Below are 15,970 nucleotides of genomic sequence, written 5' to 3'. Positions count from 1 at the left end.
TCATTGATTATTGGGTTGAGTGATGAGCATGCGTCTTACTTCTGCTTCCACGGCATCGTTGCCCTTGACACAACGTTGTGCCTATTGGGAGTCCTATAGCTCTAATCAACTGGTCGACTTGCGGTGCAACGCCTACGACCCCCAAGGTTTAATGGCCGAACAACAAAATATGTGGAGCCCACACGTCGGCCTTAGTTTGATTCGTGGCAATTCGCATAGTATTGAGCGCACTGCCTCGCATATACAGCGCACCCCTAAAGACAGCGTGTTTATTTCTTTTGATTTCATGAGTGCGGCTTATTTTTATCAAGGCAAGCAGTGTTACGATGTTCAGCCGCACGATATGCTAATTTATCGTACCGACCACCCTTATGTATTTGGGTTCAAAAGCAGTATGCGTCAAATTATTATTGATTTGCCGCGTGAAACAGTACAGCACCTAAATCTCACTGTTTTAGACCAACCCTTGCGCTTGCGCGCTACCACTTCCCAGCAACGCCTATTACAGCGCACCTTAGCAAACTGTTGTCGCCGCTTTATGGCACAGCCTTGTCATCACCAGGTGTTAGCACTTCATGAGCAAGTTGTGAGCTTAATGACAGCTTTGCTTGGCCCCGATCAATCATCAATCAGCCAAAGCAGCTTAAGCCTGATGTATGTGATTGCTGCACAGCAGTTCATCGCTGAGCGTCTGGACGACCCCGGTCTAACCAATGCATGCATTGCGGCGGCAGTTGGGGTCTCAGAACGCCATCTACAACGTATCTTTAGTCAATGCATAAAAAGCAGCCTACAACATTATGTGGTCAGTCAACGTCTACAGCGAGCCTATTGGCGTCTGGCTCAGGACAAGGCATCGGTATTTTCCATCGAGCATTTAGCGGCCGAGGTAGGCTTTGCCAGCACAGCGCACTTTTCACGTCGTTTTAAACAGCGCTATGGCTTGAGTCCTTCGCAGCTCAGCAGAGTTCAGTAAAAAGGTCGCCGCAGCGACCTGTATACGACTAAGACTGAGGGCGAGGCGATGGCTCGGTCGTCGGGGTATGCTCATCGTGGATCAAGTCTTCATCATGGTCTTCCATGTTCCACGGCAAGATACCAGGGGACACATGCAAGAAATGCATGTATTTTTCAAACTGATCCAAAATATCAGAAATAATATCCGACTGTTCGTAGCCGTAGACGTCATAAGCTTGACCGCCACGGCGTAAAAAGACTTCGGCACGGTAATATTTTTCTTCGGCGCTATCGCCATTTTTGGAATCCTCTGGCAGATCAAAATCGGGCATTTCATAGCCGCGTAAGCGCACTTCATAAATAAACTCCAACTTGCCTTCTTGGATCACTTCGAAGTGTGCACGGTGATTTTGCTCATCAAAAATCACTTCGGCATTCCAACCTTGTTCTTCAAGCTCTTGCTCTACCCGCTGCATGCTAGACATGACGGTATGGCGAATAAAGTTTTCCACATCAGTACGAGAAGGAAAATCCACTAAATTAGCCAAACGTTTTTTCCAGTAATTGCGATTGTTACGTGCGCCCACAGGACGATTTTGTAGAGAGCCTTGGAGGCTGGCTTCGTGATGCTCCTCAATGACCAGTGCACGCCACATACCAATTGCAGCGATAATCATAATGATGGCGAAGGGTAAGGCACTGATTACCGAAGCGGCTTGAAGAGCGCTTAAGCCGCCTGCAAGCAGCAACGCAATGGCAACAACACCTGACATGGATGCCCAAAAAACGCGCTGCCACACAGGGGTATAAGCCGCGCCGCCCGAAGCGAGTGAGTCAATCACTAACGAGCCAGAATCAGACGAGGTCACAAAAAACAGACCAATTAACATCACCGTTACGAAAGACACAATACTGGCTAAGGGTAAGCGTTCAAACAGCTTAAATAATGCGATAGCATGGTCTGCCTGCACTTCCTCAATGAGAGCCGTGTAGCCTTCGACCATAATCATATGTAAAGCGGTATCACCAAAAACGGAAAACCATAAAAAGGTAAACACAGTGGGTACAACCATGACCCCCACAATAAATTGGCGAATAGTACGGCCGCGGCTAATTTTAGCGATAAACAGGCCTACAAAAGGGGCCCACGCAATAGTCCAGCCAAAGATAAATAAGGTCCAGTTACCGATCCAGTCGCTTGTGGTGTATGCCTGCAAATTAAAGGTGCGCTCTACAATGTTACTGAGGTAGCTACCTGTGTTTTGCATAAAGGTATTTAAGATGAAGATAGTAGGGCCTGTTACAAAAACAAACACCATCAAGGCAACGGCAAGAAAAATATTAAGTAATGAAAGGCGTTTTACCCCTTTATCTAAACCGGCACCAACGGAAAGCGAGGTCAAAGCCGTTACCAAAATAATGGTAAAAATTTGGACTGTGTGGGTGACAGGAATACTGGGCCATAGGTAGTTCAGCCCGACATTTATCTGTGTAACCGATAGCCCCAGTGTGGTCGCAATGCCAAACAGTGTGCCCAGAATAGCAAAAATGTCGACCACGTGGCCGATAGGCCCATAAATGCGGTCGCCAATAATGGGGTATAAAGCTGAACGCATAGAAAGCGGTAGACCATGCCTAAAGGTAAAATACGCTAAAGTAAGGCCCACCAAGCCGTAAATTGCCCAGATATGAAAACCCCAATGAAAGAAGGCGATTTGCATAGCTTGTTTAGCAGCGTCTACGGTTAAGGCGGGACCTGCCGGGGGTGAAGCATAATGTAAGACGGGCTCGGCTACACCAAAAAATAACAGGGCTATGCCATAACCTGCCGAAAACAGCATGGCAAACCATGAGGTAAAGCTGTATTCCGGATCGGCATGATCTGGTCCTAATTTAATGCTGCCCCACTTTGTAAATGTGATGGAGACCAAAAATATAAGGAAAAAAGCCACTGAAAGCATATAAAACCAACCAAAGTTGGTGGTGAGATATGCCAAAGCACTAGAGAATAATTCGCCTGCTAAATCAGGATTACTCATTGTGCCAATCACCATTAAAACAATGATGATCACGGCTGGCGCAAATACAGGCATCAGAATCGTAGGGGAAAGGGATTTTTTTGAGGTCATAAGTCGTCCTCTGCGAGCACGTAAATTAAAAATAAGTGAGGTTCGATTACGCCTAAAAAATATAAAAAATAGATATTAATTTAATTTTTAATATTTATTTTTTATAAATAAAAAGGGCTGTACCCAGTTTAAATTTGTCCTTTTAGGCTCGAGTTAGGTGGTTATAGCTTTTTTTACTGTGTTTTAAGTTTCTTCATATAAATACATAAAGGCAGTGCAATAATCTAAAAGTTAAAATCTAAACATATTAAGAATAAAAAATATACCGTGCTTTAACAAAAATTAACTAGAGCTTGAAACAGAATGTATCGTAGGTGATTACGCATTGGGGGCTTAGTATTACAATTTTGCCGTACTCGGTACACTGACAGTGTTGGTGCACGGCTTCATTAAGCCGCTTGATAAAATAGAAATAAATTTTAGGAACAAAAATGTCGTACCGTATTGGTTTGATTGGATTTGGGGCAATTAATCAGGATGTGTTGCGTTCTTTGCAGCCCTTGATTGAACAGCTACAGGCAGAGGTGATGGTTCTGCGGCAACACGAGGCCCAGATAGCGGGTGTACAGGTGTGTACGCACATTGATGAGCTATTGGCCTTTAAGCCACAATTTATTATTGAAGCGGCCTCTCAAGATGCGGTCGTGCAGTACTTACCCATGTGTCTTGCTACGCAAGCCACGGTAGTCGTGTCTTCCGTGGGGGCGTTCACCCAGCCGGGGCTCCTAGAAACAGCACAGCAGCTGTGTCAACAACACGGCAGCCGTATTATCTTGCCATCGGGTGCAGTAGGGGGGCTGGATTATATTCAATCGTTAAAAGATGCACCTGATCTAACGCTGGTGTATGACTCTTTAAAGCCCGTCAAAGCTTGGTCCAACGAGCTTATCGCTGCGGGCATAGACCCAAGCACCATCACCGAACCCTATGTGATGTTTGAGGGCAACGCCGCCGAGGCAGCGCGTCTTTACCCTAAAAATTTAAATGTGGCCGCCACCCTAGCTTTGGCTGGGCCGGGGTTAGAGCGCACTACCGTCCGTGTCATCGTAGACCCAGCCCTAGAGCGCAATACGCATCGCATTCATGTCCAAAGCCAGTTTGGAAAAATGAGCATGGAAATTCGTAATTTTCCCTCGCCCACCAACCCTAAAAGCTCATGGATCGTGGCGCAAAGCATTGCCAGTGTCGTCAAAAGAGAGTTTGCTGTGCTGCAATTGCGCTAAAGCACAGGTTTAACTCAATCCGCCCCCTTTAGGTAGTAAAAAGGGGGTTTTTTTGTCTTAGCTCACTACGCCATTGTCATCGCTCATTTTTTTTAATAAATACACAATCGCGATTTGTTCGGCGGGGTTGAGGTTACCAAGCGTCAGTTGACTGATATGCTGCGCACGGGGAATCGTTTGCTCGATTAAGGCTTTGCCCTCGGGGCTGAGGCTAATGATGACCTTGCGTTTATCGTCAAGACTGGTGGAAAGTAAAACCAACCCACGTGATTTCAGTCGATTAATAATGCCCCGAATCGTGGCTTGGTCAACGGCCGTAGCGGCAACCAATTCAATTTGTGAGCTTGGCCCTTTATCGTACAGTGCGCACAAGGTAACGAACTGGATGGCGGTTAACTGACTGTCACCAATATGTTGCTGAAAAATCGCTGTATGACGTTGGGTAGCACGACGTAATAAGTGCCCAATCTGTTCGGTGACATCGTATTCGGGCAACGTAGTGGTGGGCTTTTCTGTCATTTGCATCCTTCTTCCTTAACGCAGTTTTAAGACAATGGTTACAGTATAGCCTTTAGTGAAACCACAGTGTGTACACAGGTGATTTAAAGTCTAGGCGCTGTAAAAAACGGTTCTTTATTAGCGTAAACCCCTAATATTTTCTTGTTTCTTAGATCGTTATCAGTGTGTACACTTTAATCTAATACGTTTTAAGCTTAGATTGATTCAGGGAGTAATGATCGAATGATTAAGAAAGTCGGTATAGCAGTTGTAGGCGCCGGGATTGGCGGGGCGGCTGCCGCTGCTCTGTTACAGAAAGCCGGTTTTGATGTTGAGTTATTCGAGCAGGCAGATGCTTTTTCTCGACTCGGCGCTGGGATTCACGTGGGTCCAAACGCAATGCGCATTTTCCGTCAAATTGGTTTAGAGGAAAAGCTAGAGCAAATGGGCTCCCACCCTGATTTTTGGTTTAGCCGCGAAGGGGAAACAGGCGATTACCTATCACGCATTCCCTTAGGTGAGTTCGCTCGCAAAGAGTACGGTGCGGCCTACATCACCATCCATCGTGGCGATATGCACGAGTTGCAAATTAACAGCTTGAAAGACGGCACCGTGCATTACGGCAAACGTTTAGAAAGCCTCCAAGAGGAAGACGGCTATGTGCGCTTGTTGTTTAAAGATGGCAGCGAAGTGCATGCGGATTTAGTGATTGGTGCTGATGGCATCCACTCTAAAGTGCGTGAAACGTTACTTGGTGTAGAGGTACCGACTTATAGCGGTTGGGTCGCACACCGGGCATTGATTCGTGGCGAGAACCTCAGAAAGTTTGCTGATGAGTTCGAGCCATGTGTGAAGTGGTGGCGTCCAGACAGCCACATGATGGTGTACTACACCACAGGCAAGCGCGATGAATACTACTTTGTCACCGGTGTTCCCCATGATGCGTGGGACTTCCAAGGGCCTTTTGTGGACAGTAGCCAAGAGGAAATGCTTGAGGCATTTGATGGGTATCACTCCACCGTACAAAACTTGATTCGTTCTACTGAAAACATTACGAAATGGCCGTTGTTAAACCGTAATCCCTTACCTTTATGGAGCCGTGGCCGTTTAGTGATGTTGGGTGATGCATGTCATCCAATGAGACCTCATATGGCTCAAGGGGCTTGCATGGCAATTGAAGATGCGGCAATTCTAGCGCGTTGCTTAGAGGAAACCGGTACACAAGATTACGAAACGGCTTTCTCGCTTTACGAAGGAACACGTAAAGACCGTGCCACTAAGGTTCAAGCAGTCTCCAACGGTAATACCTTCTTGTTAAAACAAGAAGATCCAGCTTGGGTATATGGCTACGATGCTTATGCCGAGCCTCTTACCGCCGCTAACTAAAATTTAGGTACAGACAGATAGTTTAGTTAACGCATTTTTTATAAATGCGTTAACGCTTTTATGGTAGTAGGAGACAATCATGCAAACACAGGCAGCTCTCGGGTCCGCGCCGCACGCTAGTGGACATAATCAAGAGCTTTACAAGAAGATCGTTTGGAAGTTAATTCCATTTTTATGCTTTTGTTATTTAGCAGCCTATTTGGATCGTATTAACGTAGGTTTTGCTAAGCTACAAATGCTCGAAGACTTACAATTTAGCGAGACCATTTACGGTCTAGGTGCTGGGTTGTTCTTTGTGGGCTATATCTTATTTGAAGTGCCCAGTAACTTGGCACTAGAAAAAGTAGGGGCTCGCGTTTGGATTGCCCGTATTATGATCTCGTGGGGCATTTTGTCCGGCTTGACCATGCTCGTGACCACCCCCACTCAGTTTTATATTGTGCGCTTTTTGTTAGGTGCCGCAGAGGCAGGGTTCTTGCCCGGTGTGTTGTATTACCTAACGACCTGGTTCCCTACCTACCGTCGTGGCAAAATTATTGCTTTATTTATGCTAGGTCTACCCCTATCTAGCGTAATTGGCGGCCCGATTTCTGGCTGGATCATGGGTCATTTCCATGGTTTAAATGGTTGGCACGGATGGCAATGGCTGTTTTTCCTTGAAGCCATCCCCAGTATTTTGCTAGGTATTTTAACGTTTTGGGCATTACCTGATCATTACGAAAAAGCGAAATGGTTAAGCGCCGAAGAAAAAGCCTTATTGAAAAAAGACCTAGATGCCGATGACCGAGAAGGTAAGCACAGCAAGAGCAGCTTTAAAGACGGTTTCTTTAACTTAAAAGTCTGGATGCTCGGCAGTATCGACTTCTCTATTTTGCTCGGAGCCTATGCAATTGGGTTCTGGATGCCAACCTTTATTCGTAATGCTGGCGTTATGGATACCTTCCATATTGGCTTACTAACCGCTATCCCAAGTATTGCTGGGGTGTTTGGTATGCTTTTTGTTGGGGCTAGCTCGGATCGTCACCGCGAGCGCCGTTGGCACTTATGTATTCCTTTACTCATTGGTGCCGCCGCGTTAACCGTTAGCACGTTTTTTGGTGGTAACTTGGTCATGACGGTGGTGTGCTTTACCGTTGCCTCGTGTGCATTGCTAGGTGCCGTACCGGTATTTTTCAGTGTGCCAGCTACCTTCTTAAAAGGAACGGCGGCAGCGACTGGGTTTGCCTTAGCGTGTTCATTAGCCAATATTGCAGGTCTAGTCAGTAACTCATTGATGGGGATCGCCACTGATTTAACCGGCACAAGCCATGCCGCCTTGTGGTTCTTTGCCGCGTGTTTGGTATTTAACGCGTTCTTGGCTCTGGCCTTCCCAGCCAAGCTAGTAAACCGTTAATCCAGCTTGTTCTACCTACAAAAAAGCCTGAGCATTGCTCAGGCTTTTTTTTACCCCTAGCATGCTAGGGGCAGAGAGCGTGTGGTTGAATCACCTAAGCCAATAGGGCTTTGGTTTGTTCTAGCGTGGCCACGTAGGCGTATTTTTGTTCCATATCAAACAAGTTCGCGTCGTGTGGAGCAATAGCGCGGTCGCCCACGCAATCCGACACCACTAACGGGCGGAAGCCTAATTGCATGGCATCAACCACTGATGCCCGGACACAACCACTAGTCACGGCACCGGCTACCACTAATGTTTGCACACCACGTTGGGTTAGCCATGCTGCTAATGAGGTGCCAAAAAAGGCAGAGGGCACTGTTTTGCGTACGACTAACTCACCTTCTGCTGGAGCTAGCTCGGGCACGATTTGACTGTTGTGGCTGTCTTCTAGCAGGGTCAACATGCTTGGCACTTTAATGCTAAAGATGTTGTTATCGGACTGATCATCGGCAAAAACAATGCGCGTATGCGCCACAGGCCAGTTTTTTTCACGGGCTAGAGCAAGCAGTTCTTGGGTGTTTGCAATGGCTTCGGGAATATTACCGCCACCAAATACCTCTGGATCAGCAAAGCCGTTTACTAAATCAATAATTAATAGGCCATAAGGGGCTTTAGGCTCCAGTTGTGCGCCAAAACCTTGTTTAGCGTAAACCGCAGTTTCACTCATTGTTTGCTCCATCTAAAACACGTCCTGCTTTCACTACGCAGAGATCATCTAAAAATACATCGCAACGGCGTAAGGGGATATCAATATGACAAGCGGTGGTGCGGTCGCCCCCTGCCTCGTTATTTGGCCCTAGGGAAAAGAGGAAATTCCCCTCAAAGGCACGCGCATCCATACCAATGGTTTGCTCTTTATCGTAATGATCTAAGGTAGACCAGTGCGTACGAGGCTGTAGACCCCAGCCAATATGAGAAATGGCATAGCCTTCGGGGTCGTTAAAGGTTTGCATATACTCATCTAAGAGCTCAGCGTCGATGCCACCCTCAATTTTGGTCGCGTAGCCATTTTCTACGGTAAGCGTAATGGGCTCGGACACGTATTTTTTCTGAGGCAGTAAAATATCGCCTTTATCAATGACGATGGTTCCTGTCGCGCCACCTTCGTTAGGCCATGTCAGCACAAAGCCGCTTGGCCAGTGGTCCCAACGTCCGGGTTCGTCAACAAAGCCGTATTCGCTGATGGCGGGGAAATCGCCAATTGGGCAGTACAGGTTGGTGCCAGCCGCAGAGCTAATACGCATGGCAGAGGCATTTTCGATTTTTTTAGCTGCATTTAACACGCGAGTACGGTCGGCTTGACTAGGAAGCGCACGAACCAAAATCTCTGGTGGCTCAACAGCCAAGAGAATCTTAGTACCGCTGGCTAAAATTTCACCTTGTTCGGGTGAAAAAAGTAATGTCATCAAATCCAATACCAAATCGCTGGCTTTTAATGCAGCAATGGCGGCAGGGTTGTTGGTAATCGGTGTGGTGCCTAAGTAGGATAACGAATCACGACTTAAGGCTTTTTCTGCATTGACGGGGGGCAAATCCAAACGATTCACTATCGCCCCTTTCATTTGCACAGCTGTTAAGGCGCAACGCAAGGTTTGAGGGTGCGTAGAGGCACCGGTCAGAATCGTAACGGTTTGGTTTTTTTCCAGTTTGGAGAGGCTAAGTACCTCGAGCCAAGCATTAATTAGTTGATAGTCGCTGACGGCCATAAAACAACTCCGGTTTAGCTTAAGGGTTTAACGCAGCGCCGAGGAACTCGCCAAAGGCTTGATAAAAGCCTTCTTCGTTGTCCCATGGGATCATGTGACCGGCATCGGCAACATGGGAAATGCTGAGCTTAGGAATAAGGGATTGGATTTCTTCTGCTTCTTCGGGACGGATCACATCGCCGCGCTCGGCAATCATGAGCAAGGTAGGCACAGTGACTTTAGCAAAGTCTTGGTGTACATCGTCATTTTGGAAATCGTTAAAACTTTGGATAATGGCGGATTCATTACATGTATGAAGCCATTGAGCGCGCAGTTGTAGCTGCTCTTCGGTCCAAGTAGGGCAAAAAGCACGCATTTGCTCTGCGGTGCAGCCTTTTCGTGCGAGCGCCATCGAATCCACATACCAAGGTAACTGAGCAGGATAAGGACGACGGCCTGGGCCAGAAACGGGCGGGTCCACCATAACCAGACGGGTGAGGCCTTCGGGGTGCATAGCGGCAGCGCGTGCACCAATACGGCCCCCCATGGAATGACCCACGACGGCATAGCGTGTTAAGCCAATGGCCTTGGCGAATTCAATGACGTCATGCGCTTGGGCTGTTAGACCATAATCTAGGCCATCTTCCGCAGAACTAAGGCCGCGCCCGCGTACATCCAGTACATACGTATCAAAATACTGACCTAAGCGTTCTGCCACAAAACCCCAGGTTACAGCGGGGCTGGTAATGCCAGGCACCAGAATAATGGCATCACGTTGCTGTTGGGCCGCATCGTTTGGCTTGCCGTAACGTAAGTAGTGTTGACGGATACCATTGGCATGTACGTTGCCGCCATATAAGAAGGTACTCATTCTCTTTATCTCCTAGTAACGGGGGGTTGAGTAGTTAAAATGTGTTTGACATGAGTGGGGCTAAAAGGCGCTTCGTAAAACCGCCGTGCCGTGGCATCAAACAAAGCGTTCGCCACAGCAGGAGCGCAGGGCAGCGACCCAGACTCGCCCGAACCAAGCGGGGCCTCGTCAGGGCGCTCTACCAGCACCACATCAATGGGAGGTAAGTCGGTAAATTTCAGGATAGGGTAGGCGCCCCATTCCAAACTGGTGACCCCTTGTGCATCAAACTGCACGGATTCATAGAGGGTGCGGCTTAGGGATTGGATCACATTGCCATGAATTTGATGGCGTACGCCAGCGGGGTTAATCATCTGCCCCGTGTCTTGACCAACGGTGATGTGTTCGATAATCACTTGGCCAGTGCGTTCATGCACTTTTAAGTCCACGATCCAGGCTGACCAGGCCGAGCCAAAGCCAGGAAACTTACTATGAATATAGCGGGCATAGCCAACACCGCGACCGTACATCCAACCGTCTGCATCGCTGACGCCACGTGAGCCAGCATGGTTGGGCTGCCACTGTGCCTGTTTGGCCACCGCCAACAGCAGGTCTTGAGCGCGTGGGTCTTCATGAAGGTGTTTCACCCGAAAAGCCACTTGGTCGTGGCCCACCGCATACGCTAACTCGTCAATCATGCATTCATGAGCGAACGAATTGGGCAAGGCAGAAACGCCCCGCAGCCACGAGGCTCGCACAATCGGTGCCATATCATTACATACAATATGTTGACTTGAATACGCATACGGAGGCACTGCGGTACGATCGCCCATCTGTAAGGTACGAGGCTGGGCAGACACCTGACCCGTTAACAACGCGGCTAATAAAGGGGCATCATTGGAAGGGTAATGGGTTTGAAACTCATAACGTAATAGCTCGCCGTCAGGGCTGACTAGGGCTTTGTTTTTCATAAGCTGCGCAGCGCCTTTGGGCTCCCATGCATGCTCTTGCTCGCGCGTCAGCTGAACTCGTATCGGTCGTTGACTTAGTTTAGCGATGAGCAGGGCATCGGCGCACACATCATCGGCGCAGTTGCGGCCATAGCAGCCTGATGCCTCGTGACGAATAATTTCGATCGTGCCTTCATCAATGTCAAAAAGTTCACTAAGTTGAGCGCGCAGCATATGGGGGTTTTGGCTACCCGACCAAATTTGCGTAAGCGCGGGATCGTAAATCGCGACAGCGCAAGAGGGGCCAATCGAGCCATGTAATTGAAAGGGCCAAACGTATTCATTTTCTAGCTCTATGCAACCGTCAGGCGTGGGGTTCTCTAAGGGCGTGTCTTTCAACAGACGGGGTGTAGAGAAATGGGCATCCACTGCATCACGTAAACACGACAAATCCATTAAATCTGGCGGCGTGTGCCAGCTGACGCTTAGCTCGCGCGCGGCCTGAGCAGCGTGCTCTTCGCGTTGCGCAATCACAGCAACAAAATCGCCCTGCTGTATCACTTCGATATCGGGGCTAATATGGCTGACGGAATGAGGGTCCACCGAAATGAGGCTGCGTCCAATAAAGTCGCCGCTATCCCGCCCTAAGTAGGGGGGGCGCACCACACGGGCATGCCACATACCAGGTACCTGTACATCGTGCACATAGGTAAAGGCGCCCACGGCTTTTTTAGGAATATCAACGCGGGGCGCTGATTGACCAACGAGTTTGAGCTGCGCTGGGGTTTTAGTGACGGTATCGTTATCGAGGTAGGCGCGCAATTGCACAGCCTGAACAGCGTCTTCATAGCGTATGGCTAAGCCATTCGGGCCGTAAATAACCCCCTGATCCGCATGCAGGTCTTTTACATTCACTTGCCAAGCTTGGCTCTGATGTTGCAGTAAAATTTGTTTAGCCTGCGCAGCGGCTTTACGCAGTGGCACAGCTGTAATTTGAATAGAGGCGCTGGCGATGGTTGGCCCTTGGTTAGGCGACGCATCGGTATGACCTAGCACCATTTGCAGTTGATCGGGTCGTATGTCTAGTTCATCGGCCACGATTTGCCCTAGCGCTGTCTGAATGCCTGTACCCAAATCTACGTGACCATTAAATGCAAAGATGCCTTCGTCGGTAATGGCCACAAAAATATCATCGTGAGCTTGAAGGTAAGTGGAATTCACCCCCGGTTGACCCGGTGCAGGCGTGGGTGGCAAGCTCGGCTCGCGCACAATTAGCAGGCTGTTGGGGTGAGATAAAAGACGTTGTTGTGTTGAGCGTGGCGCGCGATCAAACATGGTAATTCCTTAACTGGCTTAGCGCTTTTTTAAAACGCTTTAAATAGTGTGTGCGCTGTATATAGGTTATATGAAATATTTTTTTATTGATATAAGGCAGACATTTTTTAAGTATAAACCCCTAGCTGATAGTGATATTTTTTTCTTTTTAGATTGTTTATATTTAAAGGGTATGATTGTAGGTTCTAGTTTAATAGAGTGTGTAGGCTTTTAATTGGTGGGTTGATGTCTAGTCTTATTTCCATAAAACTCAGTGTAAATGGTCAGGAAAAAACCGTCACGGTTAGCCCAGATACGCCATTGCTGTATGTGTTGCGTAATGACCTCGGTTTGACGAGTGCAAAATTTGGGTGTGGCCTAGGCGAATGCGGCGCCTGTACGGTATTGGTCGATGGTGTCGCCGCGCGTTCGTGTGTGACGACGTGTGGGGCAGTCAAAGACTACTGCATCACCACCCTCGAGGGGCTAGCCCACAACGGGCAGCCTAATCCTGTCCAACAAGCCTTTATTGATCACCAAGCCGCGCAATGCGGTTATTGTCTCAATGGCATGATTATGACGGTTCAAGCCTTATTGTTACGCAATCCGCATCCCTCCGAGGCAGAAATTCGTAACGAGCTACGCAATAATTTATGTCGATGTGGCACTCACATAGAAATTCTCGCCGCGGCTCGCGCTGCTGCCCAATCGGTCTAGGAGAAAGCAATGAGTCCACGTTCTTTAGCCACACTTCATTTTACTAACCACCAATTAGCCGCCGCACCGTCACTACCCACCTCAGCCCATTTTTTATATGGCGCCGTCATTTATCCGGCGGCTGACGTGCTAACCGCAGTCACCGCGACCGAAACCAGCCACACCCCATCCGTAGATTGGACCGCCGCTCAACACGTGCCAGGGGTAGTGAAATGCGTTCAGCGCCACCATTTTCTGGCGGTGGTGGCAGTTCAACAACATGCCGCGTATCAGGCACGCGATAAGGTAGAGGTGGACTGGGGTCATACCATTGCGGCTTCCACTTGGTCTTATCAGGATACCTATAGTTGGGACAGCAGCGTGGACAATACCGCGGCATGGGCGGTGGCGCATTACGTGGATCAACAGCTTCACCTGTGGCTAAGCACCGCGTATCCACGTCAATTGCAGTCTGAAATTGCGGTCGTCACGGGCTTAAGCCCAGAACACATTCATCTCTACCAAAGCACCACCCCATTAACCGAATCCTATGATGTGGCTGTCGAGGCAGCGTTGTTAGCCCTAGAGGTAGATAGGCCTGTTTATAGACAAGCCCAGTCGCAGTTGCAGGTGATGCGCTTGGCATTAAACGATAGCTCCGATACCAGGTGGCACGCTAATGTGCATCCCGGCTTAGGCACTTCTATTGCGGCACGGTTATTAGGGTGGAGCGCACCTCAACCTGCTGGGGTCGAGGTTCGTACTGATTACGTCAACACCGCCGTAGCGCAGCACATAGAGTGGGTAGCACCAACCGGTCAGCAGGCCGACTATGCCGCGGCATTAAGCTTTGCGGCAGAGTCCGAGTTTGATGAGCACCAACGCGCCCAAGGGCAAGATCCGCTACAAGCCCGCCTAGCACAAATGAGTGATGAGCGTGGTAAACAGCTCATTCAACGTGCCGCGACGCAAGCCGGTTGGGTCAATGCCACCGGGGACGTCTATACGCCACAAAAGCCAGACCACGGCTATGGCTTTGCGTATGTAAAAGCCTTTGATTACGAGCAGCAGCCTGCTCAAGAGGTCTGGTCGGCATGGGCCGTCGAGCTCAAATACGATGCCACCGAGCAACAGTTAAATTTGAATAAGGTCACGGTCGCTTTTGATACCGATCAGCACAGCGCGCCCGTTGACTCTGCACAAACGCACATAAAGCACCGCATTTCACAATGGACGCAGCAGTTGTTAGGGGCGGCGGGCACAAAATCTGCCCCTACTGAACCCTCGGCCACAGAGGCTACGAGCGCAGCAACGGATCTAGCCCATATTCAAGTCTTTAATCAAAGCCCAGTGGTGGGGCAGTCGTTAGCATGGAGCAAAACGGTCGAGCTACCGGCCGCAGCGGCTATTGCCAATGCCGTCAAAGACGCCACCCAAGTGCGGCTCTATCATGCGCCTTTGGATTTAACCCTAGCCACCCAGCGGTTAACTGGACGCCAAGCTCGCCTTAACAAAGCAAAAAAACGATGGGCCTGGGCTGGTGGCATGATGACTGCCCTGACCGGGGCTGTCTTAGTGGCTGCACCATGGCGGCCGGCTATTCCGCCTGTTAACCAAGTAGATACCAGCATTTTTTCCAGTCAAGCCATCGAGCGCGGGCGTTTAGTGGCCTTAGCCGGCGATTGCATGGTGTGTCACACCACTGAAGACGGTAAAACCAATGCCGGGGGCTTAGGTCTGGATACCCCTTTTGGTACCATTTACACTACGAACATCACGCCTGACAAAGAGACTGGGATCGGGACGTGGTCCTATAAAGCCTTTGAGCGTGCGATGCGCGACGGCATTCACCGCGATGGCTCGCATTTGTACCCTGCTTTTCCGTATACCTCTTATGCTCAGCTAAGCGATGAAGACCTACAGTCTTTGTATGCGTATTTAATGGTGCAAGAGCCCGTACACGCCCCCAACAAGACCAACGAGCTTCCATTCCCATTTAGCTTTAGACCCGCTTTAGCAGGTTGGAACACCTTGTTCCACAAAGAGCGCCAAGCCTATCAGTACCAAGAAGACCAATCACAGCTATGGAACCGAGGAGCCTATCTGGTAAATAGCAGTGGCCACTGTGCAGCATGTCACTCGCCACGTAATGCGCTAGGTGGGGAAAAACGTGGCCAATACTTTTTAGCTGGGGGCGAGGCCGATGGTTGGGAGGCACCTGCTTTAAATGCCTTATCTAAAGCACCGGTGGCGTGGACCGAAGCCGAGCTATACCAATACTTACGCACAGGGCAATCGACTCAGCACGGTGTAGCCGCTGGTCCAATGGGCCCTATTATTGCTGGCCTAGCAGAACTGCCCGAGTACGATGTGCGAGCTATGTCGCATTACCTCATGAATTTAGATGGGCAAAAGCAAACCGCCCCCGATACAGTCACGTCTTCCAGTGTTAGCGTGGCTCAGGTCGAGCAAGCCACACAAACGCATGAGGTGGACGTCTGGTTGATGCCAGGCAAAACCCTTTATGATGGGGCCTGTGCCGTGTGTCATGATAGCCAGTCTGGGCCGGCGCTATTTGGCTCGCGACCGTCTCTGGCATTAAATACCAACGTGCACAGTGATAAGCCCGACAATTTAATTCAAGTGATTATGCACGGCATTACGCGACCATCCGCTCCTGGCTTAGGCAATATGCCAGCCTTTAAAAACAGCTTTAACGATCAGCAAATGGTGGATTTAGTTCAGTATTTACGCAAAAACTATGCTCCCGAAGCGCCTGCTTGGCCAAATCTCTTAGACAGGGTTCAACAAATTCGCCAGCAACCTGGTCACCTCTAACCCCAACCA

The 15,970-nt window shown here is 49.2% G+C and carries 12 protein-coding genes; 6 read left to right on the top strand and 6 right to left on the bottom strand.

Features of this window, described 5'->3' with window-relative positions; all coding sequences use genetic code 11:
- The first annotated feature begins 22 nt into the window (after positions 1-22).
- Entirely contained in the window at positions 23-976 is a 954-nt protein-coding gene (locus GGR41_RS06475; protein ID WP_167661130.1) for a helix-turn-helix domain-containing protein, read from the top strand.
- 28 nt (positions 977-1,004) lie between these two features.
- On the opposite strand, the gene GGR41_RS06470 is transcribed toward GGR41_RS06475, so the two are convergent.
- The gene (locus tag GGR41_RS06470; RefSeq protein ID WP_167661129.1) at positions 1,005-3,086 is read right to left on the bottom strand and encodes a BCCT family transporter; all 2,082 of its coding nucleotides are present in this window, start codon (positions 3,084-3,086) and stop codon (positions 1,005-1,007) included.
- Between the two features lie 431 nt (positions 3,087-3,517).
- Between GGR41_RS06470 and GGR41_RS06465 the strand changes: the two genes are divergently transcribed.
- Positions 3,518-4,309 (top strand): aspartate dehydrogenase, encoded by a 792-nt coding sequence (locus GGR41_RS06465; RefSeq protein WP_167661128.1) that lies wholly within the window; start codon positions 3,518-3,520, stop codon positions 4,307-4,309.
- Between the two features lie 57 nt (positions 4,310-4,366).
- Here GGR41_RS06465 and GGR41_RS06460 read toward each other — a convergent pair whose 3' ends face one another.
- Positions 4,367-4,828: a MarR family winged helix-turn-helix transcriptional regulator gene (locus GGR41_RS06460; RefSeq protein ID WP_167661127.1), complete on the bottom strand. Its 462-nt coding sequence runs from the start codon at positions 4,826-4,828 to the stop codon at positions 4,367-4,369.
- A gap of 222 nt (positions 4,829-5,050) precedes the next feature.
- Here GGR41_RS06460 and GGR41_RS06455 point away from each other — a divergent pair, with 222 nt between their 5' ends.
- Positions 5,051-6,193, top strand: a complete 1,143-nt coding sequence (locus GGR41_RS06455) for an FAD-dependent monooxygenase (protein WP_167661126.1) — start codon at positions 5,051-5,053, stop codon at positions 6,191-6,193.
- Between the two features lie 79 nt (positions 6,194-6,272).
- On the top strand, positions 6,273-7,586 hold the full coding sequence (locus GGR41_RS06450; protein ID WP_077734345.1) for an MFS transporter: 1,314 nt from the start codon (positions 6,273-6,275) through the stop codon (positions 7,584-7,586).
- 94 nt (positions 7,587-7,680) lie between these two features.
- Here GGR41_RS06450 and GGR41_RS06445 read toward each other — a convergent pair whose 3' ends face one another.
- Genes GGR41_RS06445 through GGR41_RS06430 form a run of 4 tightly spaced genes read right to left on the bottom strand, consistent with a single transcriptional unit; the run spans position 7,681 to position 12,448 of the window.
- Entirely contained in the window at positions 7,681-8,295 is a 615-nt protein-coding gene (locus GGR41_RS06445) for an N-carbamoylsarcosine amidohydrolase (RefSeq protein WP_077734353.1), read from the bottom strand.
- Positions 8,288-9,334: a 2,5-dihydroxypyridine 5,6-dioxygenase NicX family protein gene (locus GGR41_RS06440; RefSeq protein WP_167661125.1), complete on the bottom strand. Its 1,047-nt coding sequence runs from the start codon at positions 9,332-9,334 to the stop codon at positions 8,288-8,290. Before GGR41_RS06440 ends, GGR41_RS06445 begins: the two co-directional genes overlap by 8 nt.
- A gap of 19 nt (positions 9,335-9,353) precedes the next feature.
- Positions 9,354-10,184, bottom strand: a complete 831-nt coding sequence (locus GGR41_RS06435; RefSeq protein ID WP_077734354.1) for an alpha/beta fold hydrolase — start codon at positions 10,182-10,184, stop codon at positions 9,354-9,356.
- A 5-nt stretch (positions 10,185-10,189) separates the two neighbouring features.
- Complete coding sequence (locus GGR41_RS06430) at positions 10,190-12,448, bottom strand: xanthine dehydrogenase family protein molybdopterin-binding subunit (protein ID WP_167661124.1); 2,259 nt, start codon at positions 12,446-12,448, stop codon at positions 10,190-10,192.
- A gap of 225 nt (positions 12,449-12,673) precedes the next feature.
- Here GGR41_RS06430 and GGR41_RS06425 point away from each other — a divergent pair, with 225 nt between their 5' ends.
- Both GGR41_RS06425 and GGR41_RS06420 read left to right on the top strand, forming a co-directional pair.
- Complete coding sequence (locus GGR41_RS06425) at positions 12,674-13,144, top strand: (2Fe-2S)-binding protein (RefSeq protein ID WP_077734356.1); 471 nt, start codon at positions 12,674-12,676, stop codon at positions 13,142-13,144.
- A 9-nt stretch (positions 13,145-13,153) separates the two neighbouring features.
- A complete protein-coding gene (locus GGR41_RS06420; protein ID WP_167661123.1) occupies positions 13,154-15,961 on the top strand; it encodes a cytochrome c in 2,808 nt (935 codons plus the stop codon).
- Positions 15,962-15,970: the final 9 nt, after the last annotated feature.

The organism is Paenalcaligenes hominis (assembly GCF_011927625.1).
GTDB classification, from domain to species: Bacteria; Pseudomonadota; Gammaproteobacteria; order Burkholderiales; family Burkholderiaceae_B; genus Paenalcaligenes; species Paenalcaligenes hominis.
Note: the sequence above shows the minus strand (reverse complement) of the source record. Positions and strands in the feature narration are given on the sequence as shown.

Excerpts from the sequence above, each read along its gene's own strand:
- GGR41_RS06420 (WP_167661123.1), top strand. The coding sequence starts at position 13,154 with ATGAGTCCACGTTCTTTAGCCACACTTCATTTTACTAACCACCAATTA.
- GGR41_RS06460 (WP_167661127.1), bottom strand. The coding sequence starts at position 4,828 with ATGACAGAAAAGCCCACCACTACGTTGCCCGAATACGATGTCACCGAA.
- GGR41_RS06455 (WP_167661126.1), top strand. The coding sequence starts at position 5,051 with ATGATTAAGAAAGTCGGTATAGCAGTTGTAGGCGCCGGGATTGGCGGG.
- GGR41_RS06435 (WP_077734354.1), bottom strand. The coding sequence starts at position 10,184 with ATGAGTACCTTCTTATATGGCGGCAACGTACATGCCAATGGTATCCGT.
- GGR41_RS06440 (WP_167661125.1), bottom strand. The coding sequence starts at position 9,334 with ATGGCCGTCAGCGACTATCAACTAATTAATGCTTGGCTCGAGGTACTT.
- GGR41_RS06425 (WP_077734356.1), top strand. The coding sequence starts at position 12,674 with ATGTCTAGTCTTATTTCCATAAAACTCAGTGTAAATGGTCAGGAAAAA.
- GGR41_RS06430 (WP_167661124.1), bottom strand. The coding sequence starts at position 12,448 with ATGTTTGATCGCGCGCCACGCTCAACACAACAACGTCTTTTATCTCAC.
- GGR41_RS06470 (WP_167661129.1), bottom strand. The coding sequence starts at position 3,086 with ATGACCTCAAAAAAATCCCTTTCCCCTACGATTCTGATGCCTGTATTT.
- GGR41_RS06445 (WP_077734353.1), bottom strand. The coding sequence starts at position 8,295 with ATGAGTGAAACTGCGGTTTACGCTAAACAAGGTTTTGGCGCACAACTG.
- GGR41_RS06465 (WP_167661128.1), top strand. The coding sequence starts at position 3,518 with ATGTCGTACCGTATTGGTTTGATTGGATTTGGGGCAATTAATCAGGAT.
- GGR41_RS06475 (WP_167661130.1), top strand. The coding sequence starts at position 23 with ATGAGCATGCGTCTTACTTCTGCTTCCACGGCATCGTTGCCCTTGACA.
- GGR41_RS06450 (WP_077734345.1), top strand. The coding sequence starts at position 6,273 with ATGCAAACACAGGCAGCTCTCGGGTCCGCGCCGCACGCTAGTGGACAT.